The 23767-nt window shown below is 65.5% G+C and carries 20 protein-coding genes; 12 read left to right on the top strand and 8 right to left on the bottom strand.

The features are described from left to right. Positions 1-177 precede the first annotated feature (177 nt). The 4 genes from ACIBG5_RS10735 to ACIBG5_RS10750 all read right to left on the bottom strand — a co-directional run bounded on the left by ACIBG5_RS10735 (position 178) and on the right by ACIBG5_RS10750 (position 7264). Complete coding sequence (locus ACIBG5_RS10735) at positions 178-1227, bottom strand: hypothetical protein (RefSeq protein WP_396391314.1); 1050 nt, start codon at positions 1225-1227, stop codon at positions 178-180. A 156-nt stretch (positions 1228-1383) separates the two neighbouring features. After that, positions 1384-2577: a GIY-YIG nuclease family protein gene (locus ACIBG5_RS10740; RefSeq protein WP_396391315.1), complete on the bottom strand. Its 1194-nt coding sequence runs from the start codon at positions 2575-2577 to the stop codon at positions 1384-1386. After that, positions 2574-4553: a DEAD/DEAH box helicase gene (locus ACIBG5_RS10745; RefSeq protein WP_396391316.1), complete on the bottom strand. Its 1980-nt coding sequence runs from the start codon at positions 4551-4553 to the stop codon at positions 2574-2576. The genes ACIBG5_RS10740 and ACIBG5_RS10745 overlap by 4 nt, the downstream gene beginning before the upstream one ends. A 2-nt stretch (positions 4554-4555) precedes the next feature. Next, positions 4556-7264, bottom strand: coding sequence for a DNA methyltransferase (locus tag ACIBG5_RS10750; RefSeq protein WP_396391317.1), 2709 nt, complete (start codon positions 7262-7264; stop codon positions 4556-4558). A gap of 875 nt (positions 7265-8139) precedes the next feature. Here ACIBG5_RS10750 and ACIBG5_RS10755 point away from each other — a divergent pair. Beyond that, entirely contained in the window at positions 8140-9066 is a 927-nt protein-coding gene (locus ACIBG5_RS10755) for a hypothetical protein (RefSeq protein WP_396391318.1), read from the top strand. A gap of 323 nt (positions 9067-9389) precedes the next feature. Here the strand turns inward: ACIBG5_RS10755 and ACIBG5_RS10760 are convergent, their stop codons facing one another. Together ACIBG5_RS10760 and ACIBG5_RS10765 are read right to left on the bottom strand one after the other, a co-directional pair. After that, on the bottom strand, positions 9390-9791 hold the full coding sequence (locus ACIBG5_RS10760) for a hypothetical protein (RefSeq protein ID WP_396391319.1): 402 nt from the start codon (positions 9789-9791) through the stop codon (positions 9390-9392). 172 nt (positions 9792-9963) lie between these two features. After that, positions 9964-10932, bottom strand: coding sequence for a LuxR C-terminal-related transcriptional regulator (locus ACIBG5_RS10765; RefSeq protein ID WP_396391320.1), 969 nt, complete (start codon positions 10930-10932; stop codon positions 9964-9966). Positions 10933-11108: 176 nt separating this feature from the next. On the opposite strand from ACIBG5_RS10765, the gene ACIBG5_RS10770 reads away from it, so the two are divergent. From ACIBG5_RS10770 to ACIBG5_RS10785, 4 genes are all read left to right on the top strand, one after another. Then, positions 11109-12707: a DUF5677 domain-containing protein gene (locus ACIBG5_RS10770; RefSeq protein ID WP_396391321.1), complete on the top strand. Its 1599-nt coding sequence runs from the start codon at positions 11109-11111 to the stop codon at positions 12705-12707. Positions 12708-12879: 172 nt separating this feature from the next. Continuing rightward, positions 12880-13209 (top strand): hypothetical protein, encoded by a 330-nt coding sequence (locus ACIBG5_RS10775; protein ID WP_396391322.1) that lies wholly within the window; start codon positions 12880-12882, stop codon positions 13207-13209. After that, the gene (locus tag ACIBG5_RS10780) at positions 13206-13871 is read left to right on the top strand and encodes a hypothetical protein (RefSeq protein WP_396391323.1); all 666 of its coding nucleotides are present in this window, start codon (positions 13206-13208) and stop codon (positions 13869-13871) included. Before ACIBG5_RS10775 ends, ACIBG5_RS10780 begins: the two co-directional genes overlap by 4 nt. A 167-nt stretch (positions 13872-14038) precedes the next feature. After that, complete coding sequence (locus ACIBG5_RS10785; RefSeq protein WP_396391324.1) at positions 14039-14614, top strand: hypothetical protein; 576 nt, start codon at positions 14039-14041, stop codon at positions 14612-14614. A 505-nt stretch (positions 14615-15119) separates the two neighbouring features. On the opposite strand, the gene ACIBG5_RS10790 is transcribed toward ACIBG5_RS10785, so the two are convergent. Together ACIBG5_RS10790 and ACIBG5_RS10795 are read right to left on the bottom strand one after the other, a co-directional pair. Beyond that, positions 15120-16520: a hypothetical protein gene (locus ACIBG5_RS10790; protein ID WP_396391325.1), complete on the bottom strand. Its 1401-nt coding sequence runs from the start codon at positions 16518-16520 to the stop codon at positions 15120-15122. Between the two features lie 201 nt (positions 16521-16721). Further along, complete coding sequence (locus tag ACIBG5_RS10795) at positions 16722-17069, bottom strand: GntR family transcriptional regulator (RefSeq protein WP_396391327.1); 348 nt, start codon at positions 17067-17069, stop codon at positions 16722-16724. Between the two features lie 122 nt (positions 17070-17191). Between ACIBG5_RS10795 and ACIBG5_RS10800 the strand changes: the two genes are divergently transcribed. The 7 genes from ACIBG5_RS10800 to ACIBG5_RS10830 all read left to right on the top strand — a co-directional run bounded on the left by ACIBG5_RS10800 (position 17192) and on the right by ACIBG5_RS10830 (position 23764). Then, a complete protein-coding gene (locus tag ACIBG5_RS10800) occupies positions 17192-17425 on the top strand; it encodes a helix-turn-helix domain-containing protein (RefSeq protein WP_396391328.1) in 234 nt (77 codons plus the stop codon). Between the two features lie 119 nt (positions 17426-17544). Then, positions 17545-17952 carry a hypothetical protein gene (locus ACIBG5_RS10805; protein WP_396391329.1) on the top strand — a complete coding sequence of 136 codons (408 nt, stop codon included), beginning with the start codon at positions 17545-17547 and terminating at the stop codon, positions 17950-17952. Then, positions 17949-18461, top strand: a complete 513-nt coding sequence (locus ACIBG5_RS10810; RefSeq protein ID WP_396391330.1) for a Pycsar system effector family protein — start codon at positions 17949-17951, stop codon at positions 18459-18461. Before ACIBG5_RS10805 ends, ACIBG5_RS10810 begins: the two co-directional genes overlap by 4 nt. After that, on the top strand, positions 18461-20743 hold the full coding sequence (locus tag ACIBG5_RS10815; RefSeq protein ID WP_396391331.1) for a type IV secretory system conjugative DNA transfer family protein: 2283 nt from the start codon (positions 18461-18463) through the stop codon (positions 20741-20743). Before ACIBG5_RS10810 ends, ACIBG5_RS10815 begins: the two co-directional genes overlap by 1 nt. Continuing rightward, entirely contained in the window at positions 20740-21588 is an 849-nt protein-coding gene (locus ACIBG5_RS10820) for a DNA adenine methylase (RefSeq protein WP_396391332.1), read from the top strand. Before ACIBG5_RS10815 ends, ACIBG5_RS10820 begins: the two co-directional genes overlap by 4 nt. Next, a complete protein-coding gene (locus ACIBG5_RS10825) occupies positions 21588-22337 on the top strand; it encodes a hypothetical protein (protein ID WP_396391333.1) in 750 nt (249 codons plus the stop codon). Before ACIBG5_RS10820 ends, ACIBG5_RS10825 begins: the two co-directional genes overlap by 1 nt. Then, positions 22334-23764, top strand: coding sequence for a DUF2637 domain-containing protein (locus tag ACIBG5_RS10830; protein WP_396391334.1), 1431 nt, complete (start codon positions 22334-22336; stop codon positions 23762-23764). Before ACIBG5_RS10825 ends, ACIBG5_RS10830 begins: the two co-directional genes overlap by 4 nt. Positions 23765-23767: the final 3 nt, after the last annotated feature.

A 23767-nucleotide genomic window follows, 5' to 3' on the forward strand; every position in this document is an offset into this window, starting at 1 on the left:
CGGGGTCCCGTCGTTCCGTGCAACCTGCCTCGTCTACCAGCCACTGTTCCAGGGAGAACCGGTCGTCGTACGGCGCAGGCCCTGCCCGTCGATATGATGGCCCCCACGACGCCCTGGGTGGCGCGTCCGGCCGCGTGAACGGAGCACAGCGAGCATGACCACGCAGTGGCGACGCCGTCACCCGCGCGGGAAGAAGACATTCGACGCGGAGATGGTGAAGGTCGCGCCACAGGAGCAGCGGTGACCGACGATGGCGTGGAGCAGCCCGTCGGCGACGATGGAAACGAGCAGCGCATCGAGCTCGCTCCCGAACAGACGGAGAACCTCCGTCGCGCGATGGCGAGAGTCCAGCAGTCGTTGATCCCGAAGGTCAACCTCCCGACGTTCACACTCCCTGAGTCCGTGCTCAGAAACTTCGCCGCCATGGCTGGGATCCAAGCACGGCAGGAGATGTTCGCCAACGCGATCAAGCCGATGCTCGAGGCCCAGGCGGCGTGGCAGAAGCAGATGTCGGGCGTCGTCGCCACCGACGCCCTCAAGAACATCGCGCTGGCCCAGGCGGACCTCGGCCGGATCGCCGAGCAGGTCAGCCGGAACATCGACTTCAGCGGCATCGCGCAGTCGCTGGACATCGTGGCGAAGATCGGCGCGACTTTCGCCGAGCAGCAGTCCGCCCTGTTCAAGAACCTCGCGCCGGCGCTCGAGGCGATGCACGCGAACTTCCACCCGCCGAACCTGCGCGCGATCGAGGATCTGAGGTTCGAGGCCGTGGAGACGGTCGTCATGGCCGACGGCATCCCGCTCTACGGTGTGCCGCGCACCGACATCGCGGAGGCGCTGATCCGTGCCGACAGCGTGAGCAAGCGCCGGGAGATCCTCGGCCGGCGAGGAAAGGCGATCTCGGCCGACTGCCGGGCCGCGGTCGAGGGCTGCGCGTCCGAATCCGTCGCTCCCTACCTCACCTTCGCGGTGGCTGCCCTGAACGCGCTGGACGCCGGCCATACCGAGGCCGCGCAGGCTCTCGCCGGATCTCTCGTCGACACGCTTGTCACCGGCTACTTCGGCGACGACCGGTACAAGTACACGCCGAGCAAGAGGAACGCCACCACCGACGCCTACAACGAGTTCACCATCCGTGAGTTCATCGCCTTCGCGCCGATGTGGAAGACCTACCAACAGTTCTTCGTCGCCAACGGCGACAGGGTGCCGACGACGTTCAGCCGCCACGCCACGGCGCACGCGGTCAGCACGCGCCAGTACAACCGGCGCAACGCCGGTTCAGGGCGTCATGCTGGTGTGCAGCCTGCTGTACCGCCTGGACGAAGAGGCCGCAGCGCTGGAGGCGCGGACCTGACCGGCGCGCGGAACTTCGCCGGGGTGGAGCTATTGGTCACGGTGTGCGAGCTTCTGCGCGTTGGCGTCGTAGACGAAGCCGACGATGTCGCCCGAGATGATCAGGTTGATCGCCTGGTCGATAACATCCCGCGGGACGACGAACCACTCCGACGGGTCGTAGTCGCGACCCTTGCGGTTGGCCTGGGTGACGTCCAGGCGAACGTCCGCGAAGATCCGGTGGAGCAGATTCTCCAGGGCCGATGCCTTCACGTTGTAGGTGCGATAGCTCGCCACCACGTCCACCGGAGCCATCAGGTACGTGGGCGACTTCTCGGCGCTCTTGATCCGCCTCTCGACGGAGTCGCGGGTGAAGCCGATCTTGTGTAGGTCCTCGATGCCAGCGATCTGTGGGTCTTCGCTGCGGGACCGCAGCACGTAGATGTAGCCGCTGACCACATCATCGGTGAGGATCTCTGGGATCTCGGTCTGGACGATGATCTGGCCGTCCTCATCGCTCAGCCTGATCCCAAGGGATTGGCGATACATCGACGACTCCGTGCCGTTCTCGAAGACGCACCGGAGCCGTTCGCGCTTGTTCTCTCGCACGGTCGTCTTCTTGTACTCCGTCTCGCCAACCTCGGCGATGAACAGCATGACGCCGTTGAGGACGAAGAACGCGCCCGGCACGATGTGGGTCATCCCTGGGTACGGCAAGAGCTTGCTCGTGCCGTCTCGGAGCTCGGCATGCTTCTGCTTGAAGAGCGGCTCGAACTGCTGGAAGTCCGGCGCCTTCTCTCGTCGGGCAACCTCACCGCTGTCGTGGACCTGGCGGCGCACCGGCAGGTCCGAAACGTCCAGCAGGCCCGACTCGTCCCCGAGCAGGTTGAAGTCGTCGCTTCCGATCAGGTCGTCGATCGACGCCGGTGCATTGGGTGTCTCCAGCAGACCGAACACGTCGAGCTCTTTCAGCGCCGCGATCTTGTCGTCGTTCGCCAGGATGCCGTCCAGACGCGCGCCGAGCTTGCGCTCAGCGATCGCCCGCGTCGACGAGCTCGGGACCCGGCCGTGAGCACGCCGGAACTCCACGACCTCCAGGAAAGCCCGCTCGAGTCGCTCTCTGGCGGTAACCTTCGCCGGCTTCTCCTGGACGTCCAGGAGGCCGTCGACGTCGGAGTCGAGGACGGCCTCGATGCTGGCCGGGAAGACCACGTCGACCGGTTCGATGTCTTCGTTGGCCGTCACGACTCGTCCGCCATCTGCGTCGCCCGCGCCGCTGCGTCGCGTTCCTGCTTCTTCCGCTGCAGGAACAGCAGCACCTCGGCGTAGCGCTTCTCGGTCGGCTCATCTGACCGCACGTTCGGCTTGCGGCCGTTGACCTTGGCCCACTGCTGGATCTTCGGCCATGCCGCGAGAGCCTCCTCTTCGGTGATCTCCACCCGGGTCGCGGTGATCGCGTCGGAGATGATCCGAAGCACCGACGGCGTGACCGACTTCGAGATGACCTCGAAGGCCCGCTGGAACGGGTTGACCGAGTCGATGAGGTTGATATTGATGTCGTCGATATTGACGAACTTCTCGGACATCTTGATGAACCGCTTGTCGCCGACCTCGCGGACCTCGCCGTTCTTGATAACCGAGTCCACGACCACCTGCTGACGCAGCTCCTCGACCTGCGACTCGTCCAGATCGGGGTACCGCTCGCGGATGATCTTCGGGATCAGAACCTTGTTCGTCGTCTCCGGGTCCACGGAGCCGGCGGCGGCCTTCGCAAACGTGTCGTCCTGCAGGATCGTCGCCTTGAGATCGTTGAGGTCGGTCTCCACGATCTGCTTCACACGCTCCGTCGTCGGCTCCTTGAAGCCCTTGATCTTGATGACGCCCGGCGGGCTCGGCTCGTCCTCGTCGGTGCGCTTAGTCTTGAACTCGAAGTTCTGCGCGAGCACTTGCTCCATCAGCAGTGACGCGGTGATCGCCTTCAGCATGTTGTTCACCGACACCTTCACCTCGCTCTGGGAGGCGTCCGGCTCGGCGATCAGGTTCGTGAACTGGGCGTGCTCCTTGCCGGGGGAGTCGCGGGTGACGCGACCGATGATCTGGATGACCTCGGTTAAGGATGCTCGGTAGCCGACGGTGAGGGCGTGCTCTGCGAACGGCCAGTCGAAGCCCTCCTTGGCCATCCCGAGCGCGACGATCACGTCGGCGGCGTCGCACTCCTTGGACGCGACTGTTGAGAGGTAGTGCAAGGTGTCGGCGCGCTTCTTCTGGTCCGTGTCGTCCACCAGGTCAGCCAGGCGCAGGATCGAGCCATTGTCGGACCGGCGGATGCTGATGATCCCGGTATCGGGGTCGGTCGACTCAACGTGGCCGATCGCGTCGATGATGAACCCAACCTCCTCGATCTTGTCCTTAGTGGACTCACCCGAGTTCACATTCGGGATGTGGAGGATCGTCTTCTTGTCCAGGTTGAGGACCTCGCCGATCGCGTCGGTGTACCGGCCCTGGTAGAAGTGGTGGCCGATGCCTAGTGAGTGGAGGTACTCGTACCCGTTGAGCTGGTCGTAGTAGTTGAACGTGACCGGCGTGAACCGCGCCTCGTCCTCGGCCGACAGCACGGGAACGGAGTCACCGCGGAAGTACGAGCCCGTCATCGCCACGATGTGTACATCCGAGCCGTTCATGACCTCCCGCAGCAGCGCGCCGAGGCGGCTGGCTTCGATGTCGGCGGACACGTGGTGGAACTCGTCGATGGCCAACACGGTGTCGTTGAACGCCTCGGGGGTTAGCTTCTCGAACGCGAACCGCAGCGTCGCGTGCGTGCAGATCAGGACCGCGTCGGGGCCGTTCAGGAAGTCGATGAACGCGCCGACCTTGCCCTGCGACGAGCCCGGGTCGCACAGGTTGTGCTCGGGCTTGACCTCCCAGTCGGCGAAGAACCCGAACTTGGAGAGCTCAGTGGACGAGAACGACGCGCCGATCGAGCGCTCGGGGACGGCGACGATGACCTTCTTGCGGCCCTGGTTGTAGAGCTTGTCCAGGGCGACGAACATCAGCGCACGCGACTTGCCCGAGGCCGGCGGGGCCTTGACCAGGAGGTGCTGGGCGTCCCGCTTGGTGAAGACGCGCTGCTGCATCTCACGCATGCCCATCGCGTCGGTGTTCACCGATCCGCCCGTGCGGGCGTAGGTCACGTCGACGATGTTGACCGGTTTCTTGATCACGCTCACTTCTTCGTCCCCCTCGTCCTCTTCACCGGAGCCTTGGCCGCCTCCGCGGCAGTCATCGCCTCATACATACCGAAGAGGTCCGACAGTCTCTGCTCGTCGGTTTCGTAGCCGCGCTTGGAGTAGATCGAGTCGACCAGCGCGTCGACCTCGGCGTGCGCTGCTCGCAGGTCATCCGGCATCAGGTCCGGGTCGTACAGCTCCGCCAGCGTCTTCTCGCAGTGGTACTCGCGCACGTCGAGGATCCGCAGCGCAGCGTCCGCAAGTCTGTCCTTCACCGCTTCGGAGAGAGCGGGTACTGGGAAGTTATTGTAGACGATCGTGCCGGAATACCGATAGTCGGTCTTCATTTTGCCGCCAACAGCCCTCATCCACACCATGTGAGACTTCGAGGTAAGGAGGCCAAATACCCAAGGGGCGGCCCCATAGGCAGCATTCGCAAGATTAGAGATGACAGTGTCCGGGCCAAGGTATCCGATGGGGATGTACACGCGCCGTTCCGAGGATGTCGCTGGAACAATCACGGACTCCGCGTCCTGATGAGCCCAGTAGTAGAAACGATTGGGTGAATCAGCCATCGCTTTCGTGGACTTTTCCGTGCTCTTCTCACGGTGTGCCCGCACTCCGGCGAAGCGCGTCGCGATGGCTGGGATTGTGCAGACCTCGTCAACCGCGTCATCGGGCACCACGAGGCACCAGCGGGTCTTCCCGTTGATGAACTCGTCAGCGCCGCTAAACCGGCGCACGAAGTCGCCAAGCCATGGATGGGCGTGGATCAGGTCCGTCCTCTCGGCATCGCTGAGGATGAGGTTGCCCCCGTCGTTCGGCATAGACCCGAAGCCGATCTTTGGCAACGCTGAGAGAGGGCTGCTACGCCGGCCGATCCAGAGGTCCGGCGCGTCAGCGAGGTACGGGTTGATCCGCTTGGCATCAATTCGAAGGTCGTCCGTGAAGATGAACTTTGGAGCCGCGGAAGTGTTTCGCAGCCCGAGCACCACGCACGTGACGCCCGCGGAGTTCTTAGCGTTGTTCGACCAGCGGAACGAGGTGTAGGCGTAGCCGATCTCGACCTCGTCGCCAAGCACTTGCGGCCACAGGATGCCGACCTGCTCGCCTTGCGTGATCGAATTTGTGGTGACGAAGGCGAGTTCTGCAGCAGTACCTCGGATGTAATCCGACCCCTTGATTAGCCACGCGGAAACGTAGTCGAGGCTCTTGTACCTGGTTGTCACTGTCGCCAGGTCGCGCTTGTGCTCCGCCTTCTGGTTGCGGCTCCCGAGATATGGCGGGTTCCCGAGAAGGTAGATCTCATCGGTCCCGTTGTTCGGGCACACCGTCGACCAATCCAGGGTGATCGCGTTGCCTTGCTGGACCTGTCCCGTCTCTTTGAGCGGGATCAGAGGGATGGAGAGGTTGAACTTCTCCTTGAACTCGGTGTTCATCTGGTGCTTGGCGATCCAGAGCGACAGGATCGCGACCTCCGTGGCGAAGTCGCCGATCTCAATGCCATAGAAGTTCTCGATGCTGATCCTGGACTCGGCGAATAGCACCTGGTGCTTCCGGTCGAGGTTGGCGAGGCGCTCCAGGATCGCGTGCTCGAGCTTGCGCAGCTCCTTGTACGCGATGACGAGGAAGTTGCCGGACCCACAGGCAGGGTCGAACACCTTGATGGTACTAATCCGCTCCAGCAGCGCCTCGAGCTTGCGGACGGAGTCGAAGCCGGCGTCGAGCTGCTCTCGCAGGCCGTCGAGGAAGAGCGGCTCGATCGTCTTGAGGATGTTCGGGACCGACGTGTAGTGCTGACCAAGGTTGCTGCGCTCGTCCGGGTTGACGACCGCCTGGAACATCGACCCGAAGATGTCTGGGTTGATCTCGCTCCAGTTCAGCGTCCCCAGCGAGATCAACAGATCGCGGGCAGTCTTGGTGAAAGCCGGCACCGGCTGCTCGGGCCCCATGGTGAACAGCCGTCCGTTGACGTACGGGAACGAGGCCAGGTGCGTGGGCTTATCGAGCGCGTCCTCGGTGTCCAGCGCTTTGAACAGCGCCGCCAAGAAGTCGTCCACGTCCGACCCATCGGCCTGGGTCTGGGAGCCGACTGCGTTCGTGAACTGGCCCTCGGCGAAGATGCCGGTATCTTCAGCGAAGAAGCAGAACAGCAGCCGGGTGAAGAAGATGTTGAGGGCGTGGCGGCCGCGCGGAAGCTCGAGCAACCCCGGGTTGGCGGCCAGCAGCTCGTCAAAGAGTTTGCCCATCCGCTCGGCGGCCTTGACGTCCGCGTGGGCCTCGGAGACGTACTGGGCCTTCTCCATGCCCGCCCAGGGCAGGAAGAACGTGAAGTGCTGGTCGATGTCCCGGATCAGGATTATCAGGTTCTCGCCGGTCTTCGTGTCGACCGCGAGCAGCTCTTTGTAGTCGGTGACGATCACGAAGCGGGTGCGGTACCGCACCACGGTCGGCGACGACTTCAGCTCGTCGATCACGGCGAGAGGGTCGCCGGTCGTCTCCTTGAAGTAGACGACGTTCTTCTGCGCGACCTCCGTGGTCTTGTCGTCGGCGACGCTCAGCGAGCCGTTGCGCAGGCGTGTGACGTTGCTCTGCGGCTTCCCGTATGCCAAGAGCAGATCGAAGATGAACTCGCGGTCGTACGACTCGCGCCCTCCCAGAGGAGCGACGCGCTCCTCGACGGCTCTCAGGTTGAGCCTCACCATGGCAGATCCTCTTTCACGAATGTGATCCCTCATCGGCCACTGACACTCCGGGCGTGCGCGTCGGTCCCGCGGTCCGGGCGTCCTATGCGGTGAAGGGGCCGACGAGGTCGACGCAGAGCCGGTTGCCGAACCTGTAGTCCATCAGCCGCCTCCGGTGCATCTGGTGCACGACCACGCCCGCAGCCGCCAGGGACAGTATGCCGGTATCGGGGCCGCGAACTCCGTCGCATGCACCCCGAGGTTCAGTCTGCCGGAGAGAAGGCATAGTCGTCCCGACACGCACGGATGCGGCACAGTGTCGGGCCGCCGGTGAACACTGGGCAGCGTGATTACCGAGGACAATCAACCCGACCGCCTACCACCCGCGAGGACGTCGGGGAGCTGGACGCCTGGATCAGCGAGGGTGGCCGATGGGTCGGGCGGGTCTGGCATCCCGACGGCCGCGTGTCTTTCATCGATCAGGACGACCTCAGGCCGGCGGGCGATCGCCCGCGGACCGCAGGCAGCGGACCAGGAGCGCTGTGATGCCCGGTGCACTCCGCGAACCAGTGATCGTGTTGGCTGGCGGCCCGTGGGACCGGCAGGCGTTCTACGTCTCCGACTGGGAAGACCGATGCCAGGCTGCGCGGCGCATGGGGCGAACCCGGGCGAACTCTGTGGCTGCGCACTCGGATATCGACCCGAAGCACCCGGCAGCCTTCGCTGGATCTGGACCGCTGGCGAGAACTGGCCGACGAACGCCGCAGCCCGAAAGGCGGCTTAACGCGCGACCGACACCACCCGCTGCGCGGCGCCAGTTACGGATTGCACACCGCGCGGAAGGGTTGACCCACAGTTAGCTTGCCCAGGGCAACCGTGACAGGCACTGTGGTGGGATGCAGCTGGATCCGGTGCTGGAGCTGTACGGGCTGCCGCCCGAGCAGTTCACTGCTGCCCGCAACCAGCTCGCCAAGACGCTCCGCGACGCCGGCGACACCCGCGGCAGCGACACCATACGAGCGTTGCGGAAGCCAACCATCGCAGCCTGGCTCGCCAACCGCCTCGTGCGAACCGTACCGGATCAGATCGCGGAATTGACCGAGTTCGGAGAAGAGCTCCGCGAGGCTCATCGCCTCGGCGATCGGGCGCGGCTCAAGATGCTCACGGCTCGCCGCCACGAACTGGTCAACCGCCTCGTGGATGTCGCGAGAGCGGACGCGGCTGGCGACGGGCGCTCAATCACCATGAGCACTGCCGAACGGCTCGCGGCCACCCTCGACGCGGCCCTGGTGGACCCCGGTGCTGCCCAACTGCTGCGTAGCGGACGCCTCACCAGCGGCCTGCGCCACGTCGGGTTCGGCGTCGTGGACGAGACCGGTACGCCGATTCCCGTCACTGAGCCGGTCCGCGACCGGCCGACGCCCACGGCGACTGCTCCTAAGGCGCCTCCGCGCAAGGCAAGCTCGAGGAAGAAGGCGAGCACACCGAGGACGGGAGGGCTCACGCAGGACGAGCTGCTGCGTAGACAGCGCGCCGAGCTGCAGGAGCGGCTGCGAGAGGTCGCGGCTGACTACGAAGCAGCCGAGCACGAGCGAGCAGCGGCCGAGTCCGAATTGGACGCCAACGAGCACCACATCGCAGACATGCAGACGGCGATCGAACGACTGACCAACGAGCTAGAACAAGCCCGCCGCGAACTACGCCAGGCTCAGAGCCGAACCCGAAAGCTCGAGCGCGCCCTCACTCGTTCTGCACGAGTTGCCGCCGCGAGCCGCCGGCGCCTCGACGCGCACCAACAGCGCCTCGAAGCCTTCAAGGGGTGAGCCAGGCCAGGCGAGCACCGACGCTCGCGCCGTCTGGCTTCACCGCACCTTTGCGGGGTGTCGCCAGTCCCGGGCCTGCCTGCCGACGGGGCCTCGTGCCTCGACACCATGCGGGCGGCGGCTCCACCCGCCGGTGGCTCCGGGCCGGGGACTGACGACTTTTAATAGCTTGGCAAGATCAGCCAGCCCGCGTCGGCAGTTATCCACAGCTCGCGCGTGGGTGCGGATGCGCCGGGCACGGCGGCGTGAAATCAACCGCTGACGTGGCTCCGCGACTGTACGCCAGACGCCCGCGCGGTAGACCCGGGGCGTCCGACATCGCGTCAGAAGTTCTTCGTGATTGTGTCACCCCAGTCCGGTCGGTACATCTCGACCCACGACTGGTGGTACCCACCCATTGAGGTGCAGTTCACCGTGATCCATGCCCATCCACCGCCGCTTGGGACGCGTCCTGATCGAACATTCGTGAATTTGATCTGGTATCTGGGGGTGCCGCTTGTGTCCGAATCAGAAACGAATTTCGTTCCATCGAGGCTTCCCTCGGCATGAATGTGCTGTATGCCGCCCGAATTGCTGCAGCCAGCAGTCCCCTTGACGTAGACCGTGCTGCTATACGACCAGGCGGCGGCTGATTGGGTAGCGACCAAGGTACCTCCCAGCAACGCCGCGACGGCGCCGAGCGATGCGAGCGCTTGACGCACACCTCTCTTCTGCATGAGCTTCATGAACCGACTCCTCATCTTCGGTGGCAGCGCCGCGTGGCGTGTTCTCCGGCACTCCGCTGTTGGTAAAAACAGCTTGAGTCGGCAACTCGTTCGGCACCATTAGACCGAGGCTGAGCGCGCGGGCGCCCGTTGTACGACAAAGTCGTAGAACCGAGGCTTGGCGAGGTCGAAACTATCCGTATGGATGGAGTTTGGCGGCCACCGCCGCCCGCTGTCGTACCCCGAACTTGTCCAAGATACGAGTTACGTGGGCCTTCACTGTCGGCACCGTGATTCCCAACTCACTCGCGATCTCGTTGTTGGTGAGGTCGTCGGCCAGCAGGAGCGCGACCTCCTGCTCCCGCGAGGTGAGCTTGTCCAAGAAGCTCTGAGCTTCGGCCGACGGCCTCATTAGCAGGTCGTTGATCTCACTCTGCGCGCGCTCGCACATATCCCGCAATTCGCCGAGCTCACGTCGTACAGCCTCAGGGTCAGGTAGGTCGTTCTCAGTGATACTGATGATCTTGCTGCGCAGTTGTTCCAATCGGTGGCCGGACGCCTCGACGACATCCACGACAGACATGGGGCCGGCGCCCGGGATATCGCCGCCGAACAGCCTGGACTCACGAGCGGCATCTTCCCGTTCCCGCGCTAGTGCTGTGACCACGCTCTCGGCTAGCCACTGAAAGGCTCGGGCGATCTCCTCGTTGTAGACGCCGGACTCGTAACTCTGCATCGAGGCGAGCCCGATGACTGTTGGTCCGTCGAGGGACGGCTCAAGGAGAGGAACCGCGATGGCATCACGCGACAGCCGTTCGTCATCACCGAACGAATGCCCGCGGTGAAGCAACCGTCCGTCGTCCATGCTGTACAGGTAGGGCTTCGAGTTCTTCTTTATCCAGGCCGCAAGACGATCCGGTCCATATGTTTGGTGGCCTGGAGGCAACTCTTTTGGGGTGTCAAACATATAAGGGATGACGAGATATTGGTTGTCACGGAAGAATGCGACGTAGAAGCTATCGACCGGCGCGATCGTCCCCATCGTCACTCGCCACTGGTTGTAGAGCTTGCGGCGCTGGCCCGTAGGCAAGTAGCTGACGGTCCGGTAGGCATCACGGAGAATCTCGGCCAGTTGGGGCGAGAACTGGTTGAGCTCGGACATAGGCACCTCCTCCGACGCTTGATCGATCGTCGTAGGCAACCCGACACTCGCGGGCTTGTCACTGCGGCCCTGGCCCCAGACGAGCGGAGAACAACGAGTACATTATCGTACGCCTCCACTGTGGAGGAACCGTTGGCTTGGCAGTAAGTACCATGACGCCATGCCTTAGGGGGAGCATGTCAAAGAAGAATCGAAACCGGAGTCGAGCAGCCCGACAGAACACATCGCTGCGCCAGCACAAGCAGGTCGGCAAGACGCTCAGCCCACCTCTACAAACGCTTGACATGACGCAGGTGCCATGGCTGCGAGACACCTTCCCTGATCTCATCTGGGTGGGAATGCTGGTGTCGGAGCACGGCACGCACGGGATGCACCTCGTTAGAAGGACACTCGATCGTGCGCGAAGGGTGCTGGACGAAGCTAACGCCGCGCCCGGCTTGGTTCTTACCGGTCAGCTCACATCGTTCGAACGGGTCCCAAGTGAGTTTCAAACAGCCGTTCTCGATGCCCTTAAGGCTGATGACCTCTACGAAGAGGCCTTCCCGTGGACGTTCGTTCGCGCCATGTCGAAATACCCAACCATGCCCGGACGGTGGCTGCTTGATGGCTGGCTCGGCCGAGAAGAGGTCGTTGCAGCGGATTTGCCTGAAAAGCTGCTCGCACGAACTATCAGAAATCAGTCGCACGGCCAAAGCCCGATCGCAACACGAGTCAAGTTCATGGTTCTGACCGCGTTCGCGGCGGCTGGAAAGATGAAGTTCGCCCGAGGTGTCATGGATGACTTGCTCGAGGCTTTCCCTAGATACCCTGATCAGATCACCGAAGAAGAGCGACGGCGCGTCGAACCGTCGATCCGTTCTATGTTTCTGATGTTCTCTCCCGGCGCACCAGGAGAACAATCCAACGACGGTGCGCCCTTGCAGTGGGCGAAGGATTTCTGGCGCACGAATTGGTCGCTCTACCAGTGTCTACCTGAGCACTCGCCACACCCCTTGGCGGACCAAGAGGCAGAGGAGTCTCGCACCGCAATCGCGCAGGCTCGTGAGGCGTGGAGTACCGAGCTCGATCAGCTGATGGACGAAGTTCGCAACCTGGCCGCTGAGACTGATCCGGATCTGTACCAACCCGATCGGCACGAGGTTCTCACTGGTATCACGTACCACGTGCTGCGAAGCCTGGAGGCGATGATCAGCTACCCAGGCCTATGGACGATGGAGCACGCCTCAGGGTTCATCCGCGGAATCATCGATGCGCGGATCACCTTGAAGTGGCTGGTACTGAAGGACGACCTGGCGCTGTACGAGAAGTTCAAGGCGTACGGCCGCGGCCGGCTCAAGCTGCTGAAGTTGCACCTAGAAGAGTATCGGGATGGGCTCGCTGAGGCTCCGGATGACCTGGACTCGGCGATCGAGTACCTCGACGCGCTCGTCAATCGTGACATCTGGGAAGAGTTCCAGGACATCAGCATTCAAGGTAGCTTCTCCGGCATAGACACACGCAAGATGGCCGAGCAAGTTGGCCTCCTGCACGAGTACCGATTCGTCTTTGCACCTTCAAGCGCCAACGTCCACGGCGAGTGGAGCGCGCTCGACCGATTCGCCCTGACGGTCTGCGGGAACCCTCTCCACCGGCAGCACAGGATCCCGCGGCCGAAGGACGACCCGAAGCTTCTCGGGCCCGAACTGGTGGATTCTGCCCTCGGCCATGCTCAGAACCTCGTGGACGATTACCGCGAGGCGATGACTCGAGGAAACAGTCTGGCAGATAACCCATGAGCGATCCACGCAGTTGACCGCGCTTGACGTCTCCGGATCTGGATAGCGGCGCGGTGGCAAGTCGTGTGACCATCTCTCGACTACGCCGAACGGATTCGCAGGAGTCATGACCAGGGTAAACGATCAGCGTGACCCATCCGCAGGTCCGCGCATACCCGCACGAGAAGCGTCGATGCTCGGACGCATCCTCAATGCTGGTCGTCATGGCACAGCCTTCGACGCGCCAGTGTTGAACCAGCCAGGCCGCTGGCTGCTACGTGCCGTCCTGATGGGCGCGTGGTGTGTATCTCTAGGCTCGGCGGCGTCCTTGGTCCTGTTCAGCATGACCGTCGGTTGGTTTTTACCAGTCGGCGCGATCGATGCTATCGGTCAGCTCCTCGCGATCTGCGGCTTCGCCGTCGTTCTGGTCGGGATAGCGACGTGGTTCCTCGGCATGTTCAAGTTGCACAAGCCCACACCCCTTGCAGCCAGGGCGACCGACAAGATCGGTCGGCCGAGGTGACACAGCTCCTCGCCGGACTTTTGCTCCTCATTGTCTTCGCCGTGTGCGCCGGCATGTCGTACTGGACTGGGCGCGAGGCGATACGCGCTATCCGGAAATGGACGGCAGGACGGGACCAGCCTCTGATCTCGTTGGACCCTACGATCGCTGATGGGATACCGGCGCACTGGCCACTCAACTCTGTGCGCTGGCCGCAGCCGTTTGTCGACGGCCGCCGCGCCCTGAGCCGCGAACTGTGTGCGTTGTACGCACATGAAGCGTGGCGCAAGTACAACCGCGCTCGTGCTGCGTCCGAGTTGGCTTTGGTCATCGGCGGTGCCTGGCTCGGGATCACTCTGCCGAAGACCATCAAGACACTTTTCACAGCTGATGGCGGGTTCGTCCTCGGTATCATTCCGGGCGTCATGGGCGACCCTGAATGGTGGGTCGTGATGGGGGCGCCCGCGGTCGTCTGGTTAGGTCTCTCCCTGCAATCGGAAGCGGAAGGAATCGCGCTCGTGCGGGCCGCGTATGCAGAGGCTGTCGACTGGGACGAGGAGGAGTCCACGGGATCGCCCCAGGAGGGACTCGAACTTCATGATCAGCCTCGTGGCTTCGGCGCTAGTATTCGCCGCCGACTGCGAGATTCGGTCCGGTTGGTCCGCGAACTACTCGTTCACTGACTAGTACGAGTGAGGCACCTTGAGCTCTCTGACGGACCCCAACAGCTGCCCGTCGCCCGCGGCTACAGTCGCACGCTTGCCACGAGATGCGGTGACCCCTCGTCCTCGCATTGCCGCCAGCGATGGATCAATCACTTGCGAACCGATTCGCGCGGCTTGTGAGTCGCATGCCTGCTCGCGTGTGGTCAGCGGACCATGCCCAGCGCGCCGCGGACCGCGCCGATCATGATCACTGGGAGCTCAAGTACCCGCTGCTGGCCGCCGCGGGCCTGCAGATCCAAGCAGTTCGTCAACGCCTAATCGCCGAGGCCGCAGATGGGAATCTTGAGGCATTTGAGTCACTCGGGGACATCCGAGACCTTGATCAGGACACCGTTGCGCGCATCGTCTCCGACATCGCGGCCAAGGTGCAGACCCAGGTCGACGAATGGCGCCGGGTCGAGTTCGGAATGGGTGGCCACGACGTTGGCCGCAGCCTGACGATCCTCAACGTTTGGCACCCCAACGAGGCGAACTGGGAGGTACTCTTCGAGCTACTCGCCTCGAGTCCACTTGGTGACTATCTGTATCGTGCCTTGCACGTCTTGGCCCTCAAGGCCGCCGACCTGCCCGACGAGGTCGCCGAGCGTCTCGTTCCTCTGGCTGAGGCCATCGCGAATCGGCCAGACCCGCCCACAAGACTCTTCGCTCCCAACGATGCTCGGCCGACAGCCCGTCGACTGATCGCGGCTATCAACGCCTGAGCTGGCGGAACGGCCGGCGGGGGCCCGATCGCGAGCGGCGTCACTCAGTGTCGAATGCTCCCTCGTGCCGCGAGCTAGCGACGCATGCTGGTCGGCTCAGCGCTTGCCCAGCGGAGGCCCGCGGATGGAAGGCGCAACGATGTCCAAGGACCGCCACGTTGGTCGGCACAATCTTCAGCTGGTAACGGTGCTAGCCCCCGCCCCGGCATCGATTGTGAACTCAGGCTAGTTCCTGGAACGTCTCAACCATGAGCCGCGCGGAACTACCGTGATGGCTTCCCGCGGCGTGATCGCGGGCTCCCGGATGAACCCCTTGCGCCCGGCCGTTTGCATCTGAGTCGCGTACCGCCTCGGTCTCACCGCCTCCGCGATCGGCGGGCAGCCCGTCTAGGTAACGAGATGCGCACAGCCTCCACCTGGTTATCGGCTACCGCCGCTTCGCACTACGCCTTGCGTGTGCGACGTGCCTGCGGGGAACTGGTCGGGCACGAGCCGAGACAGCGGCTCAGGACAGTCCGAGCAACTGGTCGCGGTGCCGCCACGCGAGCGTGAGACAGGCGGCGCTCGTTTGTCCGAGAGGCTCACGCGTCGTCAGACGCTTAACCGTGGGTTCGTCAAACGGAAGTCCTCGGATCGACTTGTTGTTGTCCAGGGACAGTATGACTTCACCCTCTGGGTTCGAAGCCACTAGCTCACGAAAGAGGTCGTCGAAGACGGTGTCGTCAATGACGGTTGTCGTGGCGATGGACGAGTTGAGGCTTAGGGCGTCGAGGATGATTCCGAGCGCGAAGGGGCGAACGGTTCCGGCCTCGCGAGCGATGGTCATGTCTCGGTAGAACGGCCAGATGTCGTAGTCGACGGGGACGCCGCCGCTGCCGTCGTGCTCTGGCTGCCCGAGCATTTCCTCGGCGTACTCGCGGACCATGTTGCGCCAGATGTCGAGGTCGGCCTCGATGCTCTGGGGCGAGATGCTGGCAGGCTGGAACTCGCCCGCCGGCAGCAGGCTGTAGTGCCGACCGTTCGTGACCTGTGTTGGGTCGCGTCTGAGCAGGAAGAATGTTCCGGTGCCATCGGACGTATTTCGGCGGATCGTCAGTGTGCTGATGCCTGGATTGACGAACCGGGTCGACAAGTCGAACGGATCAGAGACCAAGCCCCTGAACGGCAGGTGAGGCCAGTCGAGGTGGCCAGCGATTTCGGCTGCCGCAGCCTCATGACCGAGTGGCTCGGAGACGTCGAGTTTGTCGAAGAAGGTTGCGAGACCGAATGTCATGCGGCCGGCGCCGTCGCTCCACTCGACATCGGTGAGTCGGTAGCTGTGACGGTTCTCGAATAGCGCCGGTTTCCGCAGGTATCGGATCGCGGCGGTGTAGCGGGTGAATGCGTGACCGGGCGCACGCAAGGGCAGGGTGGGGCGAGCCTCTGCCTCAAGGCCGGTGATCCGCACCTTCCTTGGACTGTCGTCCCAGGTCAGATCGAGCTTCTCAAGCGGTACTGGTGCGCTGGGAAGCCAAGCAGCTGTGCTGATTGCTGGCACGTGCTCCACGCGGAGCGCTGGATCGTACAAGTCGGCCGTTCGCGCAGCTAGACCGATGCCGCTTTCGATCAGGTACTGCCGTACCTCGCGCCAGTGTGTCTGGCTGGCTTCAACGGCGCCGTCGGGCGATGGTCTCTCGCCGGTTTGGATTGGCCGAACTGACGTCTCGGCCGGCGTCTGCGAGTTGGTGCCTTCATGGCCTGCAAGCAGCATGCCGAAGCGTCGTTGGACGCTCTCGTCAGCGTCCTTCAGTGCGGCGTCGAGTACCTCTTGCATGCCCGGTGACAGCACCATGTCTGGATGCGCCTCCCAGTTCGCGACGGTGCGGACTCCGGCGCCGAGGCGGCTGGCGAAGGCTTCATTACTCATGCGCAGGGACGCTCGGAGCGCCGACGCTCGTCGGCCTGTCCACAGGTCCACTACGTCCATCGTGTGAGTCCCTTCGCAAGGTCGAGCCAGACAGACTGCACGGTCGCTGCACTGTGGATGCATCGTCGCGGCATGTTGAGCGAGTCACCTTCAGTATTCACTGGTTCATGTGGCAACCAGGGGCACCGGAGATTCGCGGACTCACTCGGCTTGCGATTGCCGGGATGAATCGGTCACCAGTTGCTCAAGGTGCTCGACTCGCTGCCGCAGCGCGTCGACGTCGGCGCGCAGACTTGCCAGCTCCGAACCGTTGTTCTCTGCAGTAGCAACGAAGACGCCGACACCTGGCGCGGAGCGGAGGAGGCCTTCTGACTGGAGAGTCTCGATCGCGCGGCGGACGGTCATGAGCGCCACACCAAAGGTCGTAGCGAGCTTGGGCCCGGCGGGCAGCTTCTCGCCCGGCTCGAGTTCGCCGCCGGCAATTGCTTTGCGGATGCCGGAGGCGACCTGGAGATAGGCGGGTCCGGCGACCTGATCGTCCAACTTCATACCTGAACGGTAGTCCGGGCTAGATCAGCTAGTCATGTCTACTCGCGAGCCGTTGTCGACAGAATCAGACTAGACTAGACTAGACTAGTCTGGACTAGAGTTACTTCGAGAGGAGAACGGAAATGCAGGAGTCCAACGAGGGCAAACGCCAATGGCTGAACGTCGCGGAGATGGCGAAAGAGCTGGGCATCGCAGAGATGACGCTCTATCGCGCGATCGCAGCGGGAGAGTTCCCGGCAGTGCGGATTGGCAGGCGTCTCTTCATTCCCGCCGGAGTTCTAGACCGCATGGCAGAGACGGCGATCGCGACTGGACGCGTCGTGACAGCGGCTGAGTTCTGCGGTGAAGCCTCATGACCGCAGTCGCGCACGGCGCGACCGACCAACAAGCGATCACAGACCGGCCCCGCCCAGGCGCCAACCAGAACAGGGCCGGTTCTCCCTTCACTCAGGTACGAGTTCGAGAGGTCTACAGCATGACTGACGAAGTGCGGGGCGGCATGGAGTGGGTGCCGCGGTTTGGGATGTTGGAGGTTCCGCGGCAGCGCGCGGAGTTGATCCGTGGGTTGTTCGAGTTGGCGGCGTGGGTGGCGGATCACCCGGAGCTGCCGGTGCCGGCGGTGCGGGCGGTGGTCTGGCCGTCGAGCCGGAACGCGGACTTTTCGGCTGCTTGCAGCGAGGTCGATCAGGTCGGTGCCGCGCTCGGTGTTCAGCCGGAGTTGCGCGGCGGGCATTACGACGTGAGCACGGAACTCGGTCCCGTCGAGATCACGTCGTTCGCGATTTCTAGCGAGACGATGGCCGCGCACACCGCACACATGTCGTACGCGGAAAACGTACAGCCCGAGCCGATCGCGGCTGAGGCGACGGGTGGTGCGCGATGAGCGAGAACGTACGGCTCGAGCTGGCGTGGCGGATGCACGACTCGGCCGCGGGTGCTATCGACCGGGCTGACACGAAAGCCGGTTTCGCTGCGACGGTCGAGACCGCGCTAGCTGCGGTTGTTCTGTCCCTGGTGTCGCAGTCACACGGCGCGCCTCTGGCTGTCCGCGTGCTGTTCGGTGTCGCGCTGGCCGCGCTCGCGGTGGCGCTGGGCTGCGCGTTGCTGGTGGTCGTGCCGAGGCTGCACCGTCCGGGCTACAAGCTCGTGGCGGGGGAGTTCCTGTACTTCGGCGCGGTCCGTCTGCGTTCGATTCGCGAGCTGCGCCGGCACATTGACCCCGAGGTGTACGGCGAGCTGGTCGCGGAGCCGTGGGAGGCCGTCAGTCACCACGCGAAGCGGCTGGCCGATATCGCCTGGGCCAAGCACCGCTGGCTGCGGATCTCGTTCGCGGCTGCGACCGCGGGTGTGTTGTTCGCGGTGGCGGGTGTGCTGATCGGGGGTGCGCGATGATGCGCCGGCCGACGCGGACCGAGGGCGTGATGGTGCCGCGGTTCACGGCGCTGATGGTGACGCTGACCGGCGCCGGTCTCGCGGCGCTCGTGTGGGGTCGGACCCCGGCTCTGATCGAGGCCGGCTACTGGGTCGCCGCGATCGGCGTGGTTGGTCTCGTGACCGCGGGGTTGCTGTTTTGGCGGCTGCTGCACGGCGTCGTGATCGCGATGCCACTGTGGGTCCTGCTCGCGGGTGTGGTCGCGATGCGGATGCGTGCGCCGGGCGGCGTGGCGGGGTGGTTGGTCGCGGCCGGCGTGCTGCTGCTGGTGACTCTGGGTCTGGTGGCGGTGAACCGTCCGGTCGGTGCCGGAGTGGCCGCCACAGCATGGCTGGCGTACGCCGGGTTCGTCCTGCACGCGCTGCCGGAGTCGGTGCGGGCATCGCAGCGGTGGTGGCAGATGCTGGTCGCCTCGACGGTCGCGTTGCTGGTGACGGCCGGGTTCACGTTGCGGTCGCGCTCGAGCTCCCGTGGACTGCTGCGCCGGCTCGGGCGTGCCGGTCGGGTGACCGACGGGCTGGCATCGGGCTGGGACGTGCGCCGGGTGTCGTCGGCGCGGACCCTGCGCAAGAAGGCCCGCATCATCCGCCCCTCGCTGGCCGAGGTGCCGGCGTGGAAGCGGCGCTTCGTGCCCCTGGCTCAGCTGGGCGCGACGGTGGCGACGGTCGGCTGGGTCAAGGTCCGCTCCAGCGCGGAGGACCACACCGCGTGGTTCGCCGGACCGCGCGCGGGCAAGACCGGCGCGCTGATGGGGATCCTGCTCGATGCGCCGGGCGCGGTGATCGCGACCTCGACCAAGACCGACATCCTCGACACCACCCGCACCCTGCGGTCCAAGCGGGGCCCGGTGTGGGTGTTCGACCCCGACGGCCTCACCAGTGACGGGTCGACGATTACGTTCGATCCGTTGACCGGGTGCACGGACCCGGGTGTGGTGATGGACCGCGCCTCGGATCTGCTCGACGGGGTCGGCGCCAAGAGCGACGACGCCGAGCACTGGCTGAACCTGGCCCGGCAGGCGCTCACCGCGTTGATGCACGCGGCCGCGCTTGGCGGCTATTCGATGGCCGATGTTCAGCGCTGGATCGCCCATCCCGACGACGCCGCCAAGGGCGACGTGTTGTGGGAGCTGCGCGCCGCCGGCGCGACCGGGTTCGAGCAGCAGGCTACGCAGTTCTTCACCAACAACGAGCGCACCCGTTCCAGCATCTCCACCACCATCATGCCCGCCCTGTCCTGGTTGTCGGTGCCGAGCGCTGCCGCGGCGGCGGCGCCGGGTGGGGTTCCGTTCGACGTGGCGCGGCTGCTGGCCGAGACCGGCACCGTGTACCTGCTGGGCGCGGACGACAAGAAGACCGCCCCACTGGTCACGGCGTTGACGGCGCACATCGCCCGCCAGGCCAAGTCCCTGGCGGTGCGGACGCCGGGGCGCCGGTTGGATCCGCAGCTGACGATGGTGCTGGACGAGGCCGCGCTGATCTGCCTGATCCCCCTCGATAAGTGGACCGGTGACTTCGGGTCGCGCGGGATCACCCTGCACATCTCCGCGCAGTCCCGCGCGCAGCTGCGGGACCGGTTCGGCGAGGCCGCCGCCGGCGCGTTGATGACGAACGTCTCGACGAAGGTGCTGTTGGCTGGCACCGCCGACGACGACGATCTGCAGTTCTGGTCCACGCTGTGTGGGGAGCGGCTGGAGCAGGTCACCACCCGCGACCGCACCACCGGCGGGGTGTCGATCAGCGACCGCCGAGTCGCCGTTCTCACGCCGGGCCAGGTCGCGCAGCTGCGTGCTGGGCAGGCGTTGATCATCACCCGCGGCATGCCGCCCGCGATCGGGCGCGTGAAGATGGCCTGGACCCGCCGCGACCTGCGCCTGGAGCGGTTCCACAACCACCGCACCGTCCAGTGGACTGCCCGCCACCTGGCTGCGCTCGAGAACCGGGCCGGTGCCCGGCTGCTCACCGACACCGCCTGGCTGCGCGGCCAGGCCCTCGCCGGAATCGAACAGGCTGGGACTGTGCGGCGGCGCATGACCGCGCCCGTGCTGCGGCACATCGCCGGGCGCCTCGACGCGACTGTGTCACGGTTGGAGGCCACCGACCCCGCCCGCGAGCTCCTCGCCCGGCTTCGACTGGCCGGTGCGATGCGCAGGGCACGCGCGGCCCTCGCAGCCCGCGACACCGGACCCGCCGATACCGCGGAACTCGTTGCCTTTGACAACGCAGACGGTGACCGCTCATGACCGCCGAGCTTGCGCCGCCGTTCGCCTACTACGGCGGCAAGACGACCAAGGCAGCCCAGCTCGCGGCACTGCTGCCGCGGCACCGGCATTACGTCGAGCCGTTCGCCGGATCGTTGGCTGTCTTGCTGGCCAAGGCCCCGGCTCCGTTCGAGACCGTGAACGACCTGGACGGCGCGCTAATGACGTTCTGGCGGGTCCTTCGAGACCGGGGCAACGATCTCGCGCGGGTGTGCTGGCTGACACCGCACAGCCGTACCGAGCATGCCGCCTCCTACATGTTGACCGATGACGGCGGCAACGACCTTGACGAGCTGGAACTGGCTCGCCGGGTCTGGGTTCAGCTCAGCCAGGGCATGGGCGGAACACGCCGCCGCACCGGGTGGCGGCATTTCCAGGACCCGGGCGACCGGACAACGGTGTCGATGCCGGACTACCTGCACGCCTACGTCGAACGGATGACGCCGGCCCTGCGCAGGCTCCGCCGGGTCAGCCTGGAAGCCCGCCCGGCCCTCGAGGTGATTGCCGCCTACGGACGCCACGAACACGTGTGCATCTATGCCGACCCGCCCTATCTGGGCAGCACCCGTTCGTCTCGCCAGTACGCCGTCGAGATGAGCAGCCAGGCCGAACACGTCGAACTCGCCGAGACGCTGAAGGCCTGCCGCGCGGCGGTGGTGCTGTCCGGCTATCCCAGCGATCTCTACGACGCCCTCTACGCCGACTGGCACCGCCTCGACCTGGCCGCCTTCACCGGCCAAGCCGGCACCAACGGCCACCGCACCGAAGCGCTGTGGTCCAACCGGCCAATCGGCACCCAACCCACGCTCTGGCAGGAGAAGCACTAATGCGCTACGACGACGACAAGGACCCCGGCACCGCCGCGCTCGCGGCGGTCGCCGGCCTGGCCCGCTCGGTCGAAGCCCTGACGCGGGACCTGGCCGCGATGAAGACCGGGCTGCAGCAGACCGCCTCGAAGACTGCGGTGGCGTCGCTGAGCAAGACGATCGCCTCGCTGGGCGACACGGTCGCCTCGTTCGAGGACCTGCTGACCCGGATCGCGGCCAAACCCACTCGTGGCACCGGCCGCGGCGCCGGTGAGCTCGAGCCGGTGCAGTCGTGGCTGCGGCTGCCCGAGAACGACGAGAGCGCCGTGCAGGCGGTGCTGAGTGAGTTGCTGCCGTGGATGGAGAGCACCTACCTGCGGTACGCGTCCGCGCGGGAGACGCTGCCGCCGTGCTGGCTGTGGCACCCCGAGATCGTCGAGGAACTGCTGTGGCTGATGGACGCCTGGACCAGTGCCTACGAGGGCGAGGAGGCGTCGAACAAGCTCGTCGGTGACTGGCACGACCGGCAACGCCCCGGCGTCACGCGCCGCATCGGCGAGTACGCCCCGGCCTGCGATGTCCTCGCGCACCGCGACACCGCCGGACAGCGGGCCGTGGTCGTGCCGCTCGCGGCCGACGCCGACCCGTTCGTCACCTGGTGGGCCACCGACCGCGACTCCCTCGGCCCCGCGCCGACCGCCGAGCAGATCAAGGCCGGTCGCCGCGGCGGCCTGACCGCCGTCCCCACCACCGCTGGAGGAAAGCGATGACCGCCCAGATCCTCACCCACGCGATCTACCTGCCCAGCTGGGCCGACGCCGGCACGCTGACCTGGCCGGTGATCGCCACCGGCCTGGCTGGTCTGCTGATCCTGTGCGGCCTGCTCGCCGGACTGGTCTGGACGATCCGGCGCGCGATCCGCGCCGTCACTGCTGCGATCGCTGCCGGGCGGCTCACGACCCGCCGGGTGCTGATCACGGTCGCGGTCGTGGCCGCGCTCGGCGTCGCCGGTATCGGCGGCGCCCGCTCGTTCACCGCGGTCTCGGTGAAGTTCGACAGCCCTCTGGTGCCGTTGGTTGCCGACGGCATGATCGTCGCTTGCACCGCGCTGCGCCTGGCCGCGTTGACGCGCGGGTGGCGGATCCCGGGCGCCCTGATCACGACGTACGTGTTCATCGGCGGCACCGTATGGCTGAACATCGACACCGCCCACGGGATCGCCGACGCCCTCGCTCACGCGCTCGCCCCGGTCGCGTACGCGGTCTTGGTCGAGATGCTCGCGCATCTGCTGCGCCTACACATGAAGCTGGCCCAGCCCTCGAAGCCGCGGTTGTCGGCGCTGACCTGGCTGACCTCGCCGGTGATCACGACGCGTGTGTGGCTGCATCTGTCCAGGTCCGGCGCCGATGACCCGGCCGCTGCGCGGGCGCTGGTCCAGCAGGTCGTCCGGATGGCGTCGCGGCTGGCGACGCTGTGCCCGAGCCGCACGCTGTGGCCGTTCGATGCCGCCTACGCGGCGCGGACCGCGGCCTTGCAGACGATCCGGGACGGACTGCTGTCGGCCACCGACCTGGCCGCGCTGCTGCCGGCCACCGGGGCATTGACGCCGGGGGAGTTGCTCGCGCTGGTCGACTCCGCAGCGCTCGCCCTGCCGAGTTCTGGCGTGGGCGAGACGGTGGGCAACTCGCACGCCGCGCGGACCCCGGAAGCCAGCCCCGATGGTGCACCGGTCTGGGCGGTCGCCTACCTGCTCGGTGCACTCCGCGCCGCAGCCACCGGCGCACCAGTGCAGCCCGGCACCCGCACCGCACCACTCGCACCAGTGCACCCGCCGCACCGCACCATCAACCGCACCGATGTGACCGCGAACCAGGCCAGCGACGACCGCACCGACGACGAACTCCTGGCCGTGGTGCGCCACCACTCCGCGACCGAACACGGCGGTGGCCCGATAAGCCAGCGCGCGATCCGCCGCGTCACCGGCGTCGGCACCCCACGCGCCAAGCGCCTGGCGGAACTGGCCGGTTGGACCGAGCCCACTGACGACACCCCGGCCCTCGCGCCCGAGGTCCAGGGACAGCTCCAGCTTGTCACCGAACCCGGCGAGAACGCCGACGACAACACCAGCAGCACCGACAGCGGAACCGACGAAGACAGCACGACCAACCGCGAACTCGAAACGAGCAGCAACCGATGACCA

The sequence above is a fragment of the Kribbella sp. NPDC050241 genome (assembly GCF_044459685.1).
In the GTDB taxonomy this organism is placed as follows: Bacteria; Actinomycetota; Actinomycetes; order Propionibacteriales; family Kribbellaceae; genus Kribbella.